This is a genomic window from Pseudomonas sp. LB3P58, assembly GCF_054897895.1.
The window spans coordinates 5,931,838-5,948,491 of sequence record NZ_JBUBVE010000001.1 but is presented as its reverse complement, the minus strand read 5'-3'; the positions used below and the strand labels follow the sequence as shown (position 1 = coordinate 5,948,491).

Genomic DNA, 16,654 nt, shown 5'->3' with positions numbered 1-16,654 from the left:
TTTTTTCGCCCCGAATTTGTGGCCGTTAGAAACTCATTCGCCACTGACCCGTTACGCCATGGTTGCGGCTGTCTGTGCCGATCTCGCCAGTGAGGCCGACGCCCAGGGTGTGTTTTGCTGACAATCCAAGGTCCAGCCCTGCATCGACCAGCAGACTGTCACGATCCAGCGGCGCGCCGGAAACGGTGAAGTTTTTTCCGCCCGTCACCAATCGTTGGCGGGTATCGCTGTAGACGTCCCCGTAAGTGTGTTTCCAGCCGGCACTGAACCGCGGCGTCAGTTGCATGCCGTTATCCAGCGTGTTGAGCTTTGCCAGTCGCAGGCCGAATGTACTGTTCAAGTTGTTCTGCGTTTCACCTTGTACCTTCAGTGCCGCTGCGCCACCTTTTTCTGTGTAAGTGTCGCGTTGATAGCGTTGGTAGCCCAGGCTGGCAAACGGTTCGATGCTGACGTTCGCCTGGCCCAGGTTGTAACCCAATTCCGCAAAGGCCTGCTGGGTGTTGGCATCGTAACGGCCTTCGGGGCGGTCGCTGAAACCTTTGAAGGCAACCCGGCGTTTAGTGCTGCCGTCGTGGTTGCTATAGGTCGCGCCCAGGCGCAGGGACATTGGTCCGTTTTGACGCAGGGCATAAGCTCCCAAATGCCAGCTGTCGAGATCGCCGTCGAGTCCACGGCTATCCAGGCGCGTTTCGGATTTGCCGGACATTACACCGATGCGCCATTCCTCATCAATTCCCCAATCTGCGCCCAAAACCAGGCCTTGGGTGGAGTGTTTCAGAGCGTCGTAGTCGCGATCCAGCGTCCCGCCGTGACCCAATGCTTGAAGCCAGACTCGGCCATTGTCTTCGCTGCCGGCGGCCAGGCGTGGTGCATTGCGCTTGCTGGAATTGCTATAGCTACTGGCGCTGTCCAGCTGACGCATGGCCGAGAGCATGGTTGCGCTGATTGGGTTGTCACTGTTCAGGGTCGCTTTCGCAAGGTTGGCATTCTGGCTGCCGTCCAGTTGGTCGATGGCCTGGGAGGCTGTTTCGGTGGTGGAGGCGAGCAGGGCGGTGACGGCGGCGTTGGCGGTCGCGGCTTTTGGGGTGTCCACACTGCGGGCCAGGGCCTGCGCACTGGCAGAGGTGGCAAGTTTCTCGAGCGGCACGTCGTTGCGCGTATAGGTCAGGGCCACTTGAGTGTCACTGTAGGAAACCTTCGGCGTCATGAACGCCAGATTGTTGCTGACTCGCCCGAACTCACCTTCAATTTTTCCGGCATTCAGCACGGTGTGGACGGTGCTTTGGGCGTAGTCACCGGGGATACCAATAACATTCAAACCTGCGTTACCTAGTGTGGCCGTACCCTTGACCGAAAGCGCTGAAGCGCCTTCAGTGGCCGACACGATGTAGTCGACAGCTGCGTCTTGGGATAACTCCAGGTTGCCCCTAATGATGGGGGCGCTATCTTTTCTGACAAGCAGCCTGCCGCCCACGTACAAATTTCCAACGTCGCCCTTACCGCCAAAGACTGCACTTTGGTCGACATAGGCATCACCCGTTATCGAGCCGTTGTTCAATAGAGCGGCTCCGGCCTTGACCTCGGCGGTGCCGTTGAAATCATGGCTTAGCGTCCAAAGGCCTCGGGCGACGCGTACAGCTTCAAAGTTACTTGTTTCACCAATCTCACCGCCTTCGGTGGCGTTCAGCAGCAAGCCGTTTTTTCCTTCACCCCCGTCTATACGGCCGTCCCATCGGGTTCCATTGTTGATCACGAGCAGGTCGTCGGCCTCACCCAGCTGCAAGGAAACACCATCGAAGATTGTGTGTTGAGTGGTGTAGGCATTCTGGAAGTCGTCGAAAGGGTTCTCATCGCCTGCAACGACTACCTCTTCTGTCGCGGAGGGTTCGGGGAATACAAGGGCTTCGTAGAAAGTATCGTCGAACTCGATTGCAGCGCTGACTGGTTTTGTCGTGGCCTGCGGAGTTGTCTGATCTTCGCTCGGTGGGGCTGCTGGTCGGGCTGTAAGTTCAAGTGGGCCGATGGGGGCAACAGGTGTGGCGGTTTTCTTTCGGGTTTTGGTGGGCTTCGTGTTGGAGTCGGCCTGAACTGTCAGTTGCTCGGCCAGGGAGGTTTCTGCACAACCGATTGCAATCGCAATGGCCAGGACAAGGTGTTGAGGTTTGTATTTGTGTTGAACGGGCATCGAGTACGGCCTCTTTTGAAAGGAGGCCAACTCTAAGAGGCAGGCTATAGGTACCGATGTCAGCTGCTTCCCGCAGGCTTGCGGGGGTTGTCAGAAGGTTGTGTAGAAAATTGCCGGCCCCCTGGGGAAGTCTGTTTTTACCCGTTCGGGCTGACGCTTTTTCTTACAGCAAATCGAGACATGGTCGGCTATCGCAACTCGGAAACTCATCTGCCTTTCGCTAACTACGGCTCAAATACGCCTTCCCATAATGCCGCTCCATCCGCGCCTGAATCAGCTCCAACCCAATCGACATCACCCAATAAATCACCGCCGCCGTTGTCAGCATCTCGATGTAGCGATAGCTCGAGCGCCCATACGATTGCGCCAGAAACATCACCTCCCAAACCCCCATCACTGAGATCAGCGACGAGTCTTTGAGCATTGAGATGAATTGGTTGGTGGTCGGCGGGATGATGGTGCGCATGGCCTGGGGCAGGGTGACGCGCCAGAAGATCACGGTTTCGCGCATGCCGAGGGCCAGGGATGCTTCGCGTTGGCCGTGAGGGACGCCGAGGATGCCGGCGCGGAAGATTTCGCTGAGGTACGCGCCGTAGTTGAGCGACAGGGCAATGATGCCGGCGGCGATGGCGCCGGGGACGATGCCGAGTTGTGGCAGGCCGAGGTAGATCAGCAGGATCTGGATCAGTAGCGGTGTGCCACGAAAGAACGAGGCATAGAAGCTCGCAATTCCGAAGGCCACGGCGCTTTTCGACAGCCGCGCCAGGGCGGTGATGAAGCCCAGCAGCGAGGAGGTCACGATCGAGCACAGGCACAAGAACAGCGTCAGTGCCGCGCCTTGCAGGAAGCCGTTGGGCGCCAGGTGCAGACCGATCAGGTTCGGCAGTTTGTCGAGGATGATCGAGAACTTCAGGTCGAAGCTCAGGAAGAAGCTGGCGAACAACCCGAGCATCGCTGCCCAGGTCAGGTACAGCCGCGTGCGGAAACCGAAGATCCGTTGCAACAGCGACTCAGCCACCGGTTGTGGCGGCTGAGGAGGTTTGGGGAAAGAAGTCATTTGCTGATGTCGGCACCGATCCATTTCTGCGAGAGCTTGCTCAGGGTGCCGTCCTGTTTCAGCTGAGCGAAGACGTCACGCACTTTGGCGTCCCACTGGGCGTCGCCTTTTTCAATGGCCACCGAGTTCGGCTCCGAGTACAGCGGCTCGCCGGCGAGCTTGAAGCGCTTGTCTTCGGTCAGGCGCGGTTGCGCGGTGACAAGGTTGGTGAGGATCGCGTCCAGTCGAACGCCAGCGCCCAGCCCCAGGTCCTGGAAGGCGACATTGTCAGTGTCATATGGCGCGATCTGCACGTCCTCGAACGGGTACTGCAATTGAGTGTCTTCGGCGCCTTCGATCACCAGGTTCTTGTTCAGGTAGCTTTCGTAGCTGGAGGCGCTGGTGAGGCCGACTTTCTTGCCGCTCAGGTCTTTGGCGTTGTGGATGCTGTCGTCCTTGGCGTTGACCACGATCACCGCTGGCGAGGCGTAGTACTCGACCGGGAAGTCGAAGACTTCGGCGCGGGCCTTGCTCGGGGTCATGGAGCAGATGCAGATGTCGTAGCGACCACTCCAGCGGCCGGCCGCGATCACGTCCCAGGACGGGGTTTCGAGGCGCAGTTTGACGCCCAGTTTGTCTGCCACGGCCTTGGCCACGTCGACGTCGAAGCCATCGAGTTGGTTCTGATCATTGAGGAACGAGAAGGGTGGATAGCTTTCCATCAACACGCCCACCAGTTCTTTTTCTTGCTCGACACGATCCAGCGTGGCGCCGCCAAAGGCTTGGGTGGAGGCAGCCAGCATCGTCAGGCCCAGGGCCAGGAGTGGTTGGAATTTCACAGTCGATCCCTGATAAAAAAGAGGTTGTTATTAACCGGATGGTGCGTATTAAATAGTTATAAGAACGACTCTGATAGTGAGTTATTTTCATAAGCTTATGAGTGAAAAGCATATGGGCGCAGCAAGCACAGTAATTCTGGATGGCGGCATGGGTCGTGAGTTGCAACGCCGAGGCGCGCCGTTCAGACAGCCCGAGTGGTCGGCGCTGGCCTTGAGCGAAGCGCCGCAAGAGGTAGAGGCGGTGCACACGACTTATATCGAAAGCGGTGCGAACGTGATCACCAGCAACAGTTACGCGGTGGTGCCGTTTCACATTGGTGAAGAGCGTTTTGCAGCAGAAGGGCAAGCGCTCGCGGCGTTGGCCGGTGAGCTGGCTCGGCGCGCAGTAGAGGCTTCGGGCAAAGCGGTGCGTGTGGCCGGTTCATTGCCGCCGCTGTTTGGGTCCTATCGCCCGGACCTTTTCGATGCTGCTCGGGCGGCCGAATTATTGGCGCCGCTGGTGAAGGGGCTGGCACCTCATGTCGATCTGTGGCTGGCGGAAACCCAGAGTTCGATCGTTGAAGCGCGAGCGATCCACGCCGGTCTGCCAACGGACGGCAAGCCGTTCTGGCTGTCGTTTACCCTGAAGGATGAGGACACGGACGAGGTGCCGCGCCTGCGTTCGGGCGAGCCGGTGGCTGAAGCCGCAGCAGTAGCGGCTGAGCTGGGCGTCGAGACGTTGCTGTTCAACTGTAGCCAGCCGGAAGTGATCGGTGCTGCGATTGATGCCGCGCGGGAAACCTTCGAGCGTTTGGGTGTGAAGATTCACATCGGTGCATACGCCAATGCCTTCCCGCCGCAACCGAAAGAGGCCACGGCCAATGACGGTCTGGACGCGTTGCGTGAAGACCTTGATCCGCCGGGTTACTTGCAGTGGGCGGCGGATTGGAAAGAACGCGGCGCCAGTCATTTGGGTGGTTGCTGCGGGATCGGGCCGGAGCATATTGCGGTGCTCGCCCAGAAATTGGCGTAGAAAGATCAAAAGATCGCAGCCTTCGGCAGCTCCTACATTGGAATGCGATCCCATGTAGGAGCTGCCGAAGGCTGCGATCTTTTGCTGTTGGGACTTACCCGCGGCACTCCGCCAACGTTTTCACCTGCCCCGAATCCGTCTGGTTCTCATCGGATAGCCAGCGCTCAAACCCCGCCCCGATTGCCGGCCATTCCGAGTCCAGAATCGAATACCACGCCGTATCCCGGTTCTGACCCTTGACCACCATGTGCTGGCGAAACACGCCTTCAAAACTGAACCCCAGACGCTCGGCCGCGTATTTGGAGCGGGCGTTGCCGTTGTTGCACTTCCACTCCAAGCGTCGGTAACCCAAGGCAAACGACTCTTTGGCGAGCAGATAAACCGCCTCGGTACTTTTCGGCGAACGCTGCATCGGCGCGCCAAACGTTACATGGCCGATCTCGATCCGACCTTGTGAAGGAACAATCGACATCAAACTGAGGATGCCTTGCACATCGCCGCTGGCACGGTCGATCACGCTGAAGAAATACGGGTCGCTATTGGCCGCATGATTGTTCAGCCAATCGTTGAACGCGCTGCGCTCCGGGAAAGGCCCATAAGGCAAATAATCCCAGAGTTTCGGGTCGGCACCCGGGCCTTGCAGGGCTTTCCACAAACCGTCGGCGTGACGCGCGGGGTCGAGTTTTTCCAGGCGGATGAAACGCCCTTCGATGATTTGAACCGACGGTGCCGGGACGCCTTTCCAGTCGGCGAGTGAAGTCGACATGCTGCTCTCCTTGAACCTTAAATGGCTTTGCGAAACTGGATGAAACCAGGGCGTTCGGCGATGCGCTCATAGAGTTGAATCGCAGTGGCGTTGGTTTCGTGGGTCAGCCAGTGGACCTTGCAGCAACCGTCCTCTTTGGCTGTCGCGTAAACAAATTCGATCAACTGCCGGCCGACGCCAGTGCCGCGGGTTTCAGGCGTTACCAACAGGTCTTGCAGATAGCAGGAGTTTTCGATGCTCCAGTTCGAACGATGGTAGATGAAATGCACCATGCCCACCGCTTTGCCATCGGCCCAGGCCAGCGCCGCATGGGTCGGCTCGCTCGGGTCGAGCAGGCGCTGCCAGGTGCTTTGGGTGACGGCCTCAGGCAGTTCGGTGTTGTAGAAACGCAGGTACGCATGCCACAAAGGCAACCAGGCGGCGTGGTCGTCGGCGGTGACCTGGCGGATGTCGATCTGACTCATGTTTGTTCCTTAACGCATCAAGTGGGCGAGGGTCTGGTCGTGCACATCAGGGCTGGCGGCAAGCCCCTCGCGCACACCGGCGATATCTGCAGCGTTGCGGTTCTGGCTGAGCTTGCGCTTGCCTTCCAGGCGCTGGATCGGCAGGGCAAAACCGACGATGGCCTTGAGCATCCCGTCAATGTAGTCGGCGGGGGCATCGGCGACTTTCCATGGACTGGCGCGGCCCGCTTCATGACGATCAGTCAGCGCGCTGACCAGCGTGCGCAGGCGATCGGCGTCGGTGAACACTTCGGCCGTGCCGTAGGCATGCACGGCGACGTAGTTCCAGGTCGGCACCACTTTGCCGTGCTCGGCCTTGCTCGGGTAAAACCCCGGGCTGACGTAGGCGTCAGCACCGGCAAAAATCACCAGGGCTTCGGCACCGTTCTGCAGTTCCTTCCATTGTGGATTGGCCTTGGCGAAGTGTCCGTAAAGGGTGCCATTCGGGCCCTGGTCCGAACTCAACAGCAGCGGCAAATGGCTGGCTTGCAGACCTTGTTCCCCGTGTGTGACCAACATAGCGAGGCGGGTGCCGAGTATCTGCTGGTGCAGTTCATGCAAATCATCTATGGCAAAGCTGCTTGGCGTGTACATGGAGATTTTCCTTGGCGAATGCCTGCATCCTAGGCAGGCTAATGGTCTGTTGTAAGAGCCATTAATGACCAATTTCATAGGTCCATTGCCATGACCAGCGAGCCACTGTCCTTGTCATTCAACCCGGCGGGTATCGAACTCGATCGCCGTCAGGGTTTGAGTCGTCAGCTCTATCAGGCCTTGCGGGTGCGAGTGCTCGACGGTCGTCTGGCCAGTGGGACGCGATTACCCGCCAGTCGCGATCTGGCGGCGGCGTTGTCGATTTCCCGAAACAGCGTGGTCCGGGCCTACGATCAGCTCTACGCCGAGGGCTTTATTGAAGGGCGTGTGGGTGACGGAACGTATGTCGCGCAACTGCCTCAATCAGTGTTGCCGGTGAAAAAACTATCCACAAAAGTATCCACAGGGTTGTCAACAGGGTTACCCACAGCCTTATCCACAAATTGGCTGGATTTACCTGTGGTTTCATCCAGCAAAGTTATCCACAGCGGCGCATTGGGGCGGGTTGAAAGGAATCATTTGGCCCTGCCTCCCGTCGGTCCGCCCCGCGCATTTCGCGTGGGTGTTCCGGCCTTTGATCTGTTCCCTTTCGAGGTCTGGGCCAAGCTGAATGCGGCTTTCTGGCGCAAACCGGATCTCCAGCAGCTGTGTTACGGCGATCCGGCAGGCGATGCGCGCTTGCGCGGTCTGATTGCCGCGTATTTGCGCAGCTCCCGGGGGATGCAGTGCACGGCTGAGCAAATAGTGATCACCAGTGGCGCACAGCAGGGGATTAGCCTTTGTGCACAGCTGCTGGTAGAGCCGGGCGATGGCGTGGCGATCGAGAATCCGGGGTATCGGGCGGCGGGTCATGCGTTCGCCGTGGCCGGTGGGCGATTGCATGGGGTGGCGGTGGACAGCGAGGGCATCGACTGCACCGAATTGAACGGGCTTAACGATTGTCGATTGGCCTATGTCACGCCGTCGCATCAATACCCGACCGGGGTGGTGATGAGTCTGGCGCGGCGGCTGGAGTTGTTGGCCTGGGCCGAGCGAACCGAGGGTTGGATCGTCGAGGATGATTACGATGGCGAGTATCGTTACAGCGGCGCGCCACTGGCACCACTGGCTGCGCTTGATCGTCACGGGCGGGTGCTCTACGTCGGCACGTTCGGCAAAGTGGCTTTCCCGGCATTGCGCCTGGGCTATCTGGTGCTGCCACCGGCATTGGTGGACGCTTTCGCCCAGCGTCGCGCGGTCGATGTGCGCCACTCCGAGGTGAGCACCCAGGCCGTCATGGCCGAGTTCATGGCGGCCGGGCATTTCCAGCGGCATATCCGCCGCATGCGCCGGGCTGCGTTGAGTCGCCGCAATACGCTTCTGGCCAACTGGCCCTCGGACATTCCTGGGGTTGGTAGCTTGCCGAGTGTGGCGGCAGGGCTGCACCTGACGGTGGCGGTCGACACTCAGGCCCGCGAACGCGAACTGATTGAAGCCGCCGCCAGCGTCGATGTCGAGATCAATGGGCTGAGCAGTTATTGGCTACCGGATTCGAAAAACACGGTGGATCAACGCGCCGGGCTGGTGCTGGGCTTTGCGGCGGTGCCCGAGGCGGCGATCAGCGCAGCGCTCGGGCGATTGCAAAAGGCCTGGCGGCCCTGAGATCGAGGACTTCCGTCAGGTACCGGACTTGATCTTGGTCCAGGCCCGGGTCCGTGCCCGTTCGGCATCGCGGGGCAGCGGTTGCAGGGTGTAAAGCGTGCTCATCGCCGTTTCGGTCGGGTACAGATTCGGGTTGTTGCGGATCGCCGGGTCGACCAATTCTGTGGCGTCCTTGTTCGGGTTCGGGTAGCCGACGAAGTCGCTGACCGGTGCTATCACCTGCGGCTGCAACAAGTAGTTGATGAAGGTGTAGGCGTCTTCCGGGTTCTTCGCGCCTTTGGGGATCGAGAGCATGTCGAACCAGATCGGCGCGCCTTCTTTCGGCAGGCGCATGTCGACGATCACGCCGTTCTTGGCTTCCTTGGCGCGGTTCGCTGCCTGGGAGAAGCTGCCGGAGTAACCGACCGCGACGCAGATGTCTCCGTTGGCGATGTCGGCCATGTACTTCGAAGAATGGAAGTAGGTGACGTACGGACGGATCTTCATCAACAGCGCTTCAGCCTTGTCGTAGTCCGCCGGTTTCTTGCTGTTGGGGTCCAGACCCAGGTGTTGCAGGGCCAGCGGAAGGATCTCCGACGGCGAGTCGAGTAGCGCGACGCCGCACTGCTTGAGCTTGCTGATGTTCTCTTCCTTGAAGATCAGGTCCCAGCTGTCCACGGGTGCGTTGGCACCCAGTGCAGCCTTGATCTTGTCCGGGTTGAAGCCGATCAGGATGGTCCCGTACATGTACGGCACGGCAAATTTGTTGCCCGGGTCGTTGGCTTCGATCAGCTTCATCAGCTTGGGATCGAGGTGGTTCCAGTTCGGCAGTTTGCTGCGGTCCAGCGGCTGGAAAACGCCGGCCTCGATCTGCTTGGCGAGGAACACGTTGGACGGCACGACCACGTCATAGCCGGAGTTGCCGGTCAGCAACTTGGCCTCCAGCGCTTCGTTGGTATCGAAGATGTCGTAGACCAGTTTGGTCTGGGTGTTCTGGGCCTTGAAGTCTTCCAGCGCTTTGGGGGTGATGTAGTCGAACCAGTTGTAGACGCGCAACGTTCGCTCTTCAGCATGAACGGCGCCACTGAGCACTGTGGCGCACAGCACTGTGGGGAAGAGTGCGGGCGCGATAAAACGCTTGAGACGGATCATTGTTCTAATTCCTCATTGGGCGCTTTCAAAACCTTCAAGTACGTTCACGGCATTGATGCCGATTTCTTCTACCGCGTAGCCGCCTTCCATCACGAACAGCGTCGGCTTGCCGAGGCCCGCGATGCGTGCGCCCATGGCCAGGTAATCCGGGCTGTCGAGCTTGAACTGGGAGATCGGATCGTCCTTGAACGTATCGACGCCCAGGGATACGACGACGATATCGGCGCCATACTTTTCGATCTCTTTGCAGGCTTGTTCCAGCGCAGCGCTCCAACTGTCCCAACCGCTGCCGGCCGGCAAAGGGTAGTTGAAGTTGAAGCCTTCGCCGGCCCCCTCACCCAGCTCATCTTCATAGCCGAGGAAGAACGGGAACTCGGCTTCCGGATGACCATGGATCGAGGTGAACAGCACGTCGCTGCGCTCATAGAAAATCGATTGAGTGCCGTTGCCGTGGTGGTAGTCGACGTCGAGGATCGCGACCTTTTTATGGCCCTGATCGAGGAACGCCTGCGCAGCGATGGCGGCGTTGTTGAGGTAGCAGTAACCGCCCATCAAATCGCTGGCGGCGTGGTGTCCCGGTGGACGGCACAAAGCGAAGGCACTGCGGGCGCCGCGTTGAATGACAGCTTGAGCGGTCAATGCGACTTGCGCCGCGCTGTACGCTGCTTGCCAGGTGCCAGCGGTAATCGGTGCGCCGCCGTCGAAGCTGTAATAGCCGAGCTGGCCGTGCAGGCTGGTGGGGATGATCCGGCGCAGGGTGCGGGCCGGCCAGGTGTAGGGCAGCAAGTCGCCGTCGGTACCGAATTCGGTCCAGCGCGCCCAGGCACCTTTGAAGAAGTCGAGGTAATCGCGGCTGTGGATGCGCGCGATCGGGTCGAGGCCGAAATCCTGCGGCGCTTCGACCGGACCGAGGTCTCGGTACTGCACGCGCTGCAGAACATGGTCGGCCCGCGAGGGCATTTCGAAGCAGGGCATCAGTTGCCCGTCCATCAATTCGCAACGGCCGTGGTGCAGGTGGTGATCGTCCGAGTAGATCGTCAGCATTTCTTGTTCTCCGCAGGCTGATTCGGTTGAACACAGTCTTGCGGCGCGCGGCGTTTGAGAGAACGGCAGGAAAGGCCAAAAGGGGATCGATATGGCCAAAAGAATTGACCGGAATTCGCCCCTTATTGGCGCGACATGCCCCACCTCAGAGCAGGCTCGCTCCCACAGGGGCTATCCGTGTGGCCTGAACTGACTCGGCGCCACACCGCTCCAGCGCACAAACGCATGGCGGAAACTCGCGGTCTCGCTGAAACCCAATGCCTCGGCGATTTGATAGATCGGCAGTTGGTCCTCGCAGAGCATGCGTTTGGCCTGCTCGAACCGCAGCTCATCAAGCAATTCCTGATAGCTGCAACCCAGGTCATTCAGGTGCCGACGCAAGGTGCGCGCCGAGCAATTCATCTGTTCGGCCAAACCTTCGAGGCCGGGCACCGCATTCAACTGCGCGCTGAGTAGCTGGCGGATTCGTCCCAGCCACACCTGGCGACCCGTGAACTCGGTGTTCTGTTTGCGGCAGCGTTCGGCCATGGCCTGATGGGTGATGGCGTCGGCCAGAGGCAGGGGGTGCTCCAGCCAGGCTTTGTCGAAGGCAAAGGCGTTGGACGCAGCGTCGAACTGCAAGGGGCAATCGAAACGTTCGGTGTAGCGTGCCTGATAGTCCGGTGCCGGGTATTCGAAGCGGGCGCCAAGCAACGGCAACGGTTGGCCGAGCAGGTCTTCGCAAGTGACCTTCATCGAAACCAGGCAAAACTCGACATTGAATGGCGCCAGCGCAGGGTTTTCCCGATAGTCGCCAGCGGTGAGCCAGATGCGCTCGTTATCCTCTTCCAGGCTCAACTCGAACAGTGTTCCTAATAGCGCCGGATAGTGCAGTGCCAGCCGCAAGGCGTCACCTAAAGTGGCGCTGGTGAGTAAGGCGTACCCGAGCATGCCGTAGGACGAAACATGCATTCGCCGGCCCAGTTCCAGGCCGATGTCACGCTTGAGCGCCACGGCGTTGGCGCAGACCTGCATCTCCTGATTGGTGGTGATGCGCGTGTCCGCCCGGCTCAGATCCGCCGCGCTGATGCCGCTGCCGGCCAGCAGCGCTTCGCTGGACAAGCCCTCGGCCTTGAAGGCGTTGAGCACCAGGGAGACAGCGTTGAGGGTGGTGAGGTGGGAGTGGAGCATGGGTGGCTTCCAGCCGTGGAATGGCTGGAACGCAGCAAGTTATATGCCGAGAGATGAACCTGTGGGAGCGGGCTTGCTCGCGAAGGCAGCAGCACATCCAACATCTATGTGACTGCTACACCGCATTCGCGAGCAAGCCCGCTCCCACAGGGATTGTTGTGGTGTCAGATGAGTTCGCCGCAGAGGTCGAGTTCTACAAGGCGTCGTACTTCAGCGGTATCGAGCCCGGCACCGAGCAACCCATGCAACTTGCCGAAAGCCGCTTCACGGGTCATGCCACCACCCGACAGCACGCCCACGCCGCGCAACCGACTGCCAGCCTCGTAAACATCCAGCTCGACGCCACCTTCATGGCATTGCGTAACCGCGACTACCACAACACCCTTGTCCCGCGCCCGTTCCAGGCTGGCGAGGAATTCTGGATTGTCGCTCGGTCCGGTGCCGCTGCCGTAGCACTCCAGCACCAGGCCCTGAATGCCACTGTCGAGCAGGCCGTCCAGTATCTCGGCGCCGATGCCGGGGAACAGCGGCAGCACAGCGACTTTCGCCAGTTGCTTGGGCTGGTTGTAGGTCAGCGACGCCGGTATTGAAGAAGCCTTCTCACCGCCACCCTGACGCTCAAGACGCTTGAACGGATGACGACCAAAACTGCGCACCTTCGCGCAACGGGTCGGGTCCAGCAGTTCGCCGTGGAAGTACAGATGAACGCCCGGCGCAAGGCCTTGGCCGAGGGCAACCAGCGCGCCGCTGAGGTTTTCCCAGGCATCGCTGTCGGTCACGCCGGCCGGCAGCATGGAACCGGTGAACACCACGCGAGCATGCAGGCCGAGCAGCTGAAAACTCATGGCCGCAGCGCTGTAGGCGAGGGTGTCGGTGCCATGCAGGATCAGCACGCTGTCGCAGCCCTGGACATCGACGGCGTCGACCACCGCTTCACGCAGTTGCTGCCAGTAAGCCGGGCTCATGTTGGCGCTGTCGATCAGCGGCGACATCTCGCGAAAGCGCCATTGCGGTACGACAAGGTCAGGCTGGCTGTGCAGATACTCGCGCATCCGGGCTTCGAAACCGGACGCCGGGGCCAGGCCATGAGCGCTGGCTTGCATACCGATGGTGCCACCGGTGTAGAGCACCATGACGTGCTGGGCGGCAGGGTAGGTCGAGGAATTCATGGGGGTTCTCCGAGAACGATGACAGCATGCGGTCGAGCATGACGCTGACCGCACGCTGTGTCACGCCGGGCGCGGGGGATGCGCCCGGTTTTTTACCGATCAGCGTTGCGCTGCGGGTACGCCTTGCGGCTCGGCTTCAGCCTTGGTGGCCGCTGGTGGATTGGCTGGCCAGGCTTTCAGGTCCAGGTCCAGATCCGGGAATTTGCTCGAATCGAACACGGGCGTCTTGATGCCGGCCGCGCGCTGGTCATCGTAGTCACGCAGGATGCGCATGCCGACTTTGAACAGCAGGAACAGCGCGATCAGGTTCACAAACGCCAGCATCGTCATGGTGATGTCCGCGAAGGCGAACACCGTGCCCAGGTTTTCGATCGCACCCCAGAAGATCAGCACCAATACCAGCGCGCGGTAGCCGATCAGCGCCTTGCGGTTTTCACCGATCAGGAAACGCAGGTTGCTCTCGCCCAGGTAGTAGTTGTAGAGGATCGAGGTGAACACGAACAACGACAGGGCCACGGAGATGAAACTCCGGCCCCAGTCACCGACCACGGCGGCCAGGGAGTTCTGGGTCAGGGCAATGCCGTCGCCTTCGAAGCCCGGGGTGTAGAAGCCCGAGAGCAGGATCAGCAACGCGGTGCAGGTGCAGATCACGAAGGTGTCGAGGAACACGCTGAACGCCTGAACCACACCTTGTGCCACCGGGTGCTCGACCGACGCGACTGCGGCCACGTTTGGCGCACTGCCCAGGCCTGCTTCGTTGGCGAACACGCCGCGCTTCACGCCCATGACGATGGCGCTGCCGATCAGGCCGCCGAAGGCTTGGTCGAGACCGAAGGCGCTTTTGACGATGGTCATCAACATGCCCGGCACGTGGTCGAATTGCAGCACGATCACGTAGAGGGTCACGCCGATGTACACCAGGGTTTTCACCGGCACCAACAGGTCAGCGACCTTGGCGATGCGCTTGATCCCACCGATGAACACCAGACCCAGCAACACCGCCAAGGCCAGGCCGGTGTAAGTGGTGTCGAGGCCGAAAGCGTTGTTCAGCGAGTGGGTCACGGCGTGGGATTGCAGGCCGTTGAAGGCGAAGCCGAAGGTGATCAGCAGCAGGAACGCCATGATCATGCCCAGCCAGCGTTTCTGCAGGCCGTGCTGGATGTAGTAGGACGGGCCGCCACGGTATGTGCCGTCGGAGTCGCAACGCTTGTAGAGCTGGCCGAGGGAGCATTCGAAGAAGCTGCTGGACATGCCGACCAGCGCGGTCACCCACATCCAGAACACCGCACCCGGACCACCCAGGGTCACGGCGATACCGACACCGGCGATGTTACCCGCACCGACGCGGCCGGCGAGGCTGAGCATCAAGGCCTGGAACGAACTGAGTTGGCCGGCGCTGCTTTTCAGGCTGTCGCGGAACACCGCAAACATGTGGAAGAAGTGGCGCAATTGAACGAAACGCGAGCGGATCGTGAAGTAGCTACCGAGCCCGACAATGAGCACGATCAGTACTTTCCCTGAGAGGAAGTCGTTAATGACTTCGAGCATGGATTTTTCCTCGCTGTTTTTTGTGTAGGCAAATGCTGGGCGGTCAGAAACATCGCGTTACACCGGATTGCGCGCGGCAAAACAGGTGAGGCGAAGGTTCGTCCCGATTTCATATTGCGGGTTTGTTATTAGTTCGGGTTTCGCATGGGTTTGGGCCTCGTTACCGACGACCGCTCACGCGAAGAGGGGCGGCACTATACCGATGAGCGTGCCGTCCGTCTGCACGATTGTGGTGCAAGCATCGAAACGAGGTGCTGCCAGGATCAAAAGATCGCAGCCTTCGGCAGCTCCTACAGGGTGTACATCAAATCCAGTAGGAGCTGCCGAAGGCTGCGATCTTTGCGGTGTAAGACATATTCGCTATCCGCAAAAGAGTTAAAAAAAAGGGCTTGGGGAATAAATCCCCAAGCCCTCAAAAGGTGAGAGGTGTCTAGTCCCTCGACCTGGTGAGCGTGGCGCTTCGTGCTCTTCGTTAAAAGAGCAAGCGCCGGTGTTGCGTTCGGTTAAGCCTTCAGAGGCACCAGACGCGGAGCAATCATGTTTTCCGGGCGCAGGATGTCGGCGAGCATTTCGTCGTCGAGCAAGCCTTCTTCGCGCACCAGTTCCAGCACGCCGCGGCCGCTTTCGAGGGCGATACGCGCGATGCGGGTGGCGTTTTCATAGCCGATGTACGGGTTCAGCGCGGTGACCAGACCGATCGAGTGCTCGACCAGTTCACGGCAACGCTCTTCGTTGGCGGTGATGCCGACGATGCAGTGCTCGCGCAGCATGTCCATGGCGCGTTGCAGCAGGCGGATCGAGTCGAAGATCTTGAACGCGATCAGCGGCTCCATCACGTTCAGTTGCAACTGGCCGCCTTCGGCCGCGATGGTCAGGGCCAGGTCGTTGCCGATGATCTGGAACGCCACCTGGTTAACCGCTTCCGGGATAACCGGGTTGACCTTGCCAGGCATGATCGAGCTGCCTGGCTGACGCCCTGGCAGGTTGATTTCGTTGATGCCGGTGCGTGGGCCGCTGGACAGCAGGCGCAGGTCGTTGCAGATCTTCGACAGCTTGACCGCGGTGCGCTTGAGCATGCCGGAGAACAGCACGAAGGCACCCATGTCGGAGGTGGCTTCGATCAGGTCGGCGGCTGGAACCAGCGGTTGACCGCTGATCAGCGCCAGACGCTGAACGGCCAGAAGCTGGTAACGCGGGTCGGCGTTGATGCCGGTACCGATCGCGGTGCCGCCCAGGTTCACTTCGGTCAGCAGTTCAGGTGCCAGTGTTTTCAGACGTGCCAGGTCTTCGCTCAAGGTGGTGGCGAAGGCACGGAATTCTTGACCCAGGGTCATTGGCACGGCGTCTTGCAGCTGGGTACGGCCCATCTTCAGGACGTGGCTGAACTCAACACCCTTGGCAGCGAACGCCTGGATCAGGCTGTCGAGGCTGGCCAGCAGCGCGTCGTGACCCAGCAGCAGACCCAGACGGATCGCGGTCGGATAGGCGTCGTTGGTCGACTGCGCCATGTTCACGTCGTTGTTCGGGTGCAGGTATTGGTATTCGCCCTTCTGGTGACCCATGGCCTCCAGCGCGATGTTGGCGATGACTTCGTTGGCATTCATGTTGGTTGAAGTGCCAGCGCCGCCTTGAATCATGTCCACCACGAACTCTTCGTGGAAATCGCCGCGGATCAAACGTGCACAGGCTTCGCTGATGGCAGCGTGCTTGGCTTCGCTCAGGTGACCCAGTTCGCGGTTGGCGTCAGCGGCGGCCTGTTTGACCATCGCCAGGCCGACAACCAGCTTCGGGTAATGCGAAATCGGAACGCCGGAGAGACGGAAGTTGTTCACCGCTCGCAGGGTCTGGATGCCGTAATACGCTTGAGCAGGTACTTCGAGTACGCCAAGCAGGTCTTTTTCTGTGCGGAAAGATGCAGCGGAGGACATGATAGAAATCATCTCGATATGGACCCGGTCTGTGCCGGAACACTGCAAATGCTAGGCTTGTGGAGAATTTTGGGCCAATGCTGTTAAA

Annotated in this window: 14 protein-coding genes; 2 read left to right on the top strand and 12 right to left on the bottom strand. The window is 60.0% G+C overall.

Features of this window, described 5'->3' with window-relative positions:
• Nucleotides 1-25: 25 nt before the first annotated feature.
• The 3 genes from ACYZTZ_RS27780 to ACYZTZ_RS27770 all read right to left on the bottom strand — a co-directional run bounded on the left by ACYZTZ_RS27780 (nt 26) and on the right by ACYZTZ_RS27770 (nt 4,060).
• Nucleotides 26-2,185 (bottom strand): autotransporter outer membrane beta-barrel domain-containing protein, encoded by a 2,160-nt coding sequence (locus ACYZTZ_RS27780; RefSeq protein ID WP_462000272.1) that lies wholly within the window; start codon nt 2,183-2,185, stop codon nt 26-28.
• A 220-nt stretch (nt 2,186-2,405) separates the two neighbouring features.
• On the bottom strand, nt 2,406-3,242 hold the full coding sequence (locus ACYZTZ_RS27775; RefSeq protein WP_046044976.1) for an amino acid ABC transporter permease: 837 nt from the start codon (nt 3,240-3,242) through the stop codon (nt 2,406-2,408).
• Entirely contained in the window at nt 3,239-4,060 is an 822-nt protein-coding gene (locus tag ACYZTZ_RS27770) for an ABC transporter substrate-binding protein (protein ID WP_462000271.1), read from the bottom strand. Before ACYZTZ_RS27770 ends, ACYZTZ_RS27775 begins: the two co-directional genes overlap by 4 nt.
• 112 nt (nt 4,061-4,172) lie before the next feature.
• On the opposite strand from ACYZTZ_RS27770, the gene ACYZTZ_RS27765 reads away from it, so the two are divergent.
• Nucleotides 4,173-5,072 carry a homocysteine S-methyltransferase family protein gene (locus ACYZTZ_RS27765; protein WP_462000270.1) on the top strand — a complete coding sequence of 300 codons (900 nt, stop codon included), beginning with the start codon at nt 4,173-4,175 and terminating at the stop codon, nt 5,070-5,072.
• A gap of 94 nt (nt 5,073-5,166) precedes the next feature.
• Here the strand turns inward: ACYZTZ_RS27765 and ACYZTZ_RS27760 are convergent, their stop codons facing one another.
• Genes ACYZTZ_RS27760 through ACYZTZ_RS27750 form a run of 3 tightly spaced genes read right to left on the bottom strand, consistent with a single transcriptional unit; the run spans nt 5,167 to nt 6,935 of the window.
• Entirely contained in the window at nt 5,167-5,838 is a 672-nt protein-coding gene (locus ACYZTZ_RS27760) for a GNAT family N-acetyltransferase (protein ID WP_462000269.1), read from the bottom strand.
• A 17-nt stretch (nt 5,839-5,855) separates the two neighbouring features.
• Entirely contained in the window at nt 5,856-6,302 is a 447-nt protein-coding gene (locus ACYZTZ_RS27755; RefSeq protein WP_462000268.1) for a GNAT family N-acetyltransferase, read from the bottom strand.
• Between the two features lie 9 nt (nt 6,303-6,311).
• On the bottom strand, nt 6,312-6,935 hold the full coding sequence (locus ACYZTZ_RS27750) for an FMN-binding negative transcriptional regulator (protein ID WP_462000267.1): 624 nt from the start codon (nt 6,933-6,935) through the stop codon (nt 6,312-6,314).
• A 90-nt stretch (nt 6,936-7,025) separates the two neighbouring features.
• Here ACYZTZ_RS27750 and pdxR point away from each other — a divergent pair, with 90 nt between their 5' ends.
• The gene (gene pdxR, locus ACYZTZ_RS27745; RefSeq protein ID WP_462000266.1) at nt 7,026-8,576 is read left to right on the top strand and encodes a MocR-like pyridoxine biosynthesis transcription factor PdxR; all 1,551 of its coding nucleotides are present in this window, start codon (nt 7,026-7,028) and stop codon (nt 8,574-8,576) included.
• Nucleotides 8,577-8,591: 15 nt separating this feature from the next.
• On the opposite strand, the gene ACYZTZ_RS27740 is transcribed toward pdxR, so the two are convergent.
• From ACYZTZ_RS27740 to aspA, 6 genes are all read right to left on the bottom strand, one after another.
• A complete protein-coding gene (locus ACYZTZ_RS27740; RefSeq protein ID WP_462000265.1) occupies nt 8,592-9,707 on the bottom strand; it encodes a polyamine ABC transporter substrate-binding protein in 1,116 nt (371 codons plus the stop codon).
• A 12-nt stretch (nt 9,708-9,719) separates the two neighbouring features.
• Nucleotides 9,720-10,751 (bottom strand): histone deacetylase family protein, encoded by a 1,032-nt coding sequence (locus ACYZTZ_RS27735; protein ID WP_046044984.1) that lies wholly within the window; start codon nt 10,749-10,751, stop codon nt 9,720-9,722.
• Between the two features lie 171 nt (nt 10,752-10,922).
• Nucleotides 10,923-11,921: an AraC family transcriptional regulator gene (locus ACYZTZ_RS27730; RefSeq protein WP_462000264.1), complete on the bottom strand. Its 999-nt coding sequence runs from the start codon at nt 11,919-11,921 to the stop codon at nt 10,923-10,925.
• 164 nt (nt 11,922-12,085) lie between these two features.
• On the bottom strand, nt 12,086-13,090 hold the full coding sequence (locus ACYZTZ_RS27725) for an asparaginase (RefSeq protein ID WP_462000263.1): 1,005 nt from the start codon (nt 13,088-13,090) through the stop codon (nt 12,086-12,088).
• A gap of 99 nt (nt 13,091-13,189) precedes the next feature.
• Nucleotides 13,190-14,638, bottom strand: coding sequence for an alanine/glycine:cation symporter family protein (locus tag ACYZTZ_RS27720; protein ID WP_056738602.1), 1,449 nt, complete (start codon nt 14,636-14,638; stop codon nt 13,190-13,192).
• A gap of 503 nt (nt 14,639-15,141) precedes the next feature.
• Nucleotides 15,142-16,566 carry an aspartate ammonia-lyase gene (gene aspA, locus ACYZTZ_RS27715; protein ID WP_462000262.1) on the bottom strand — a complete coding sequence of 475 codons (1,425 nt, stop codon included), beginning with the start codon at nt 16,564-16,566 and terminating at the stop codon, nt 15,142-15,144.
• Between the last annotated feature and the right edge of the window lie 88 nt (nt 16,567-16,654).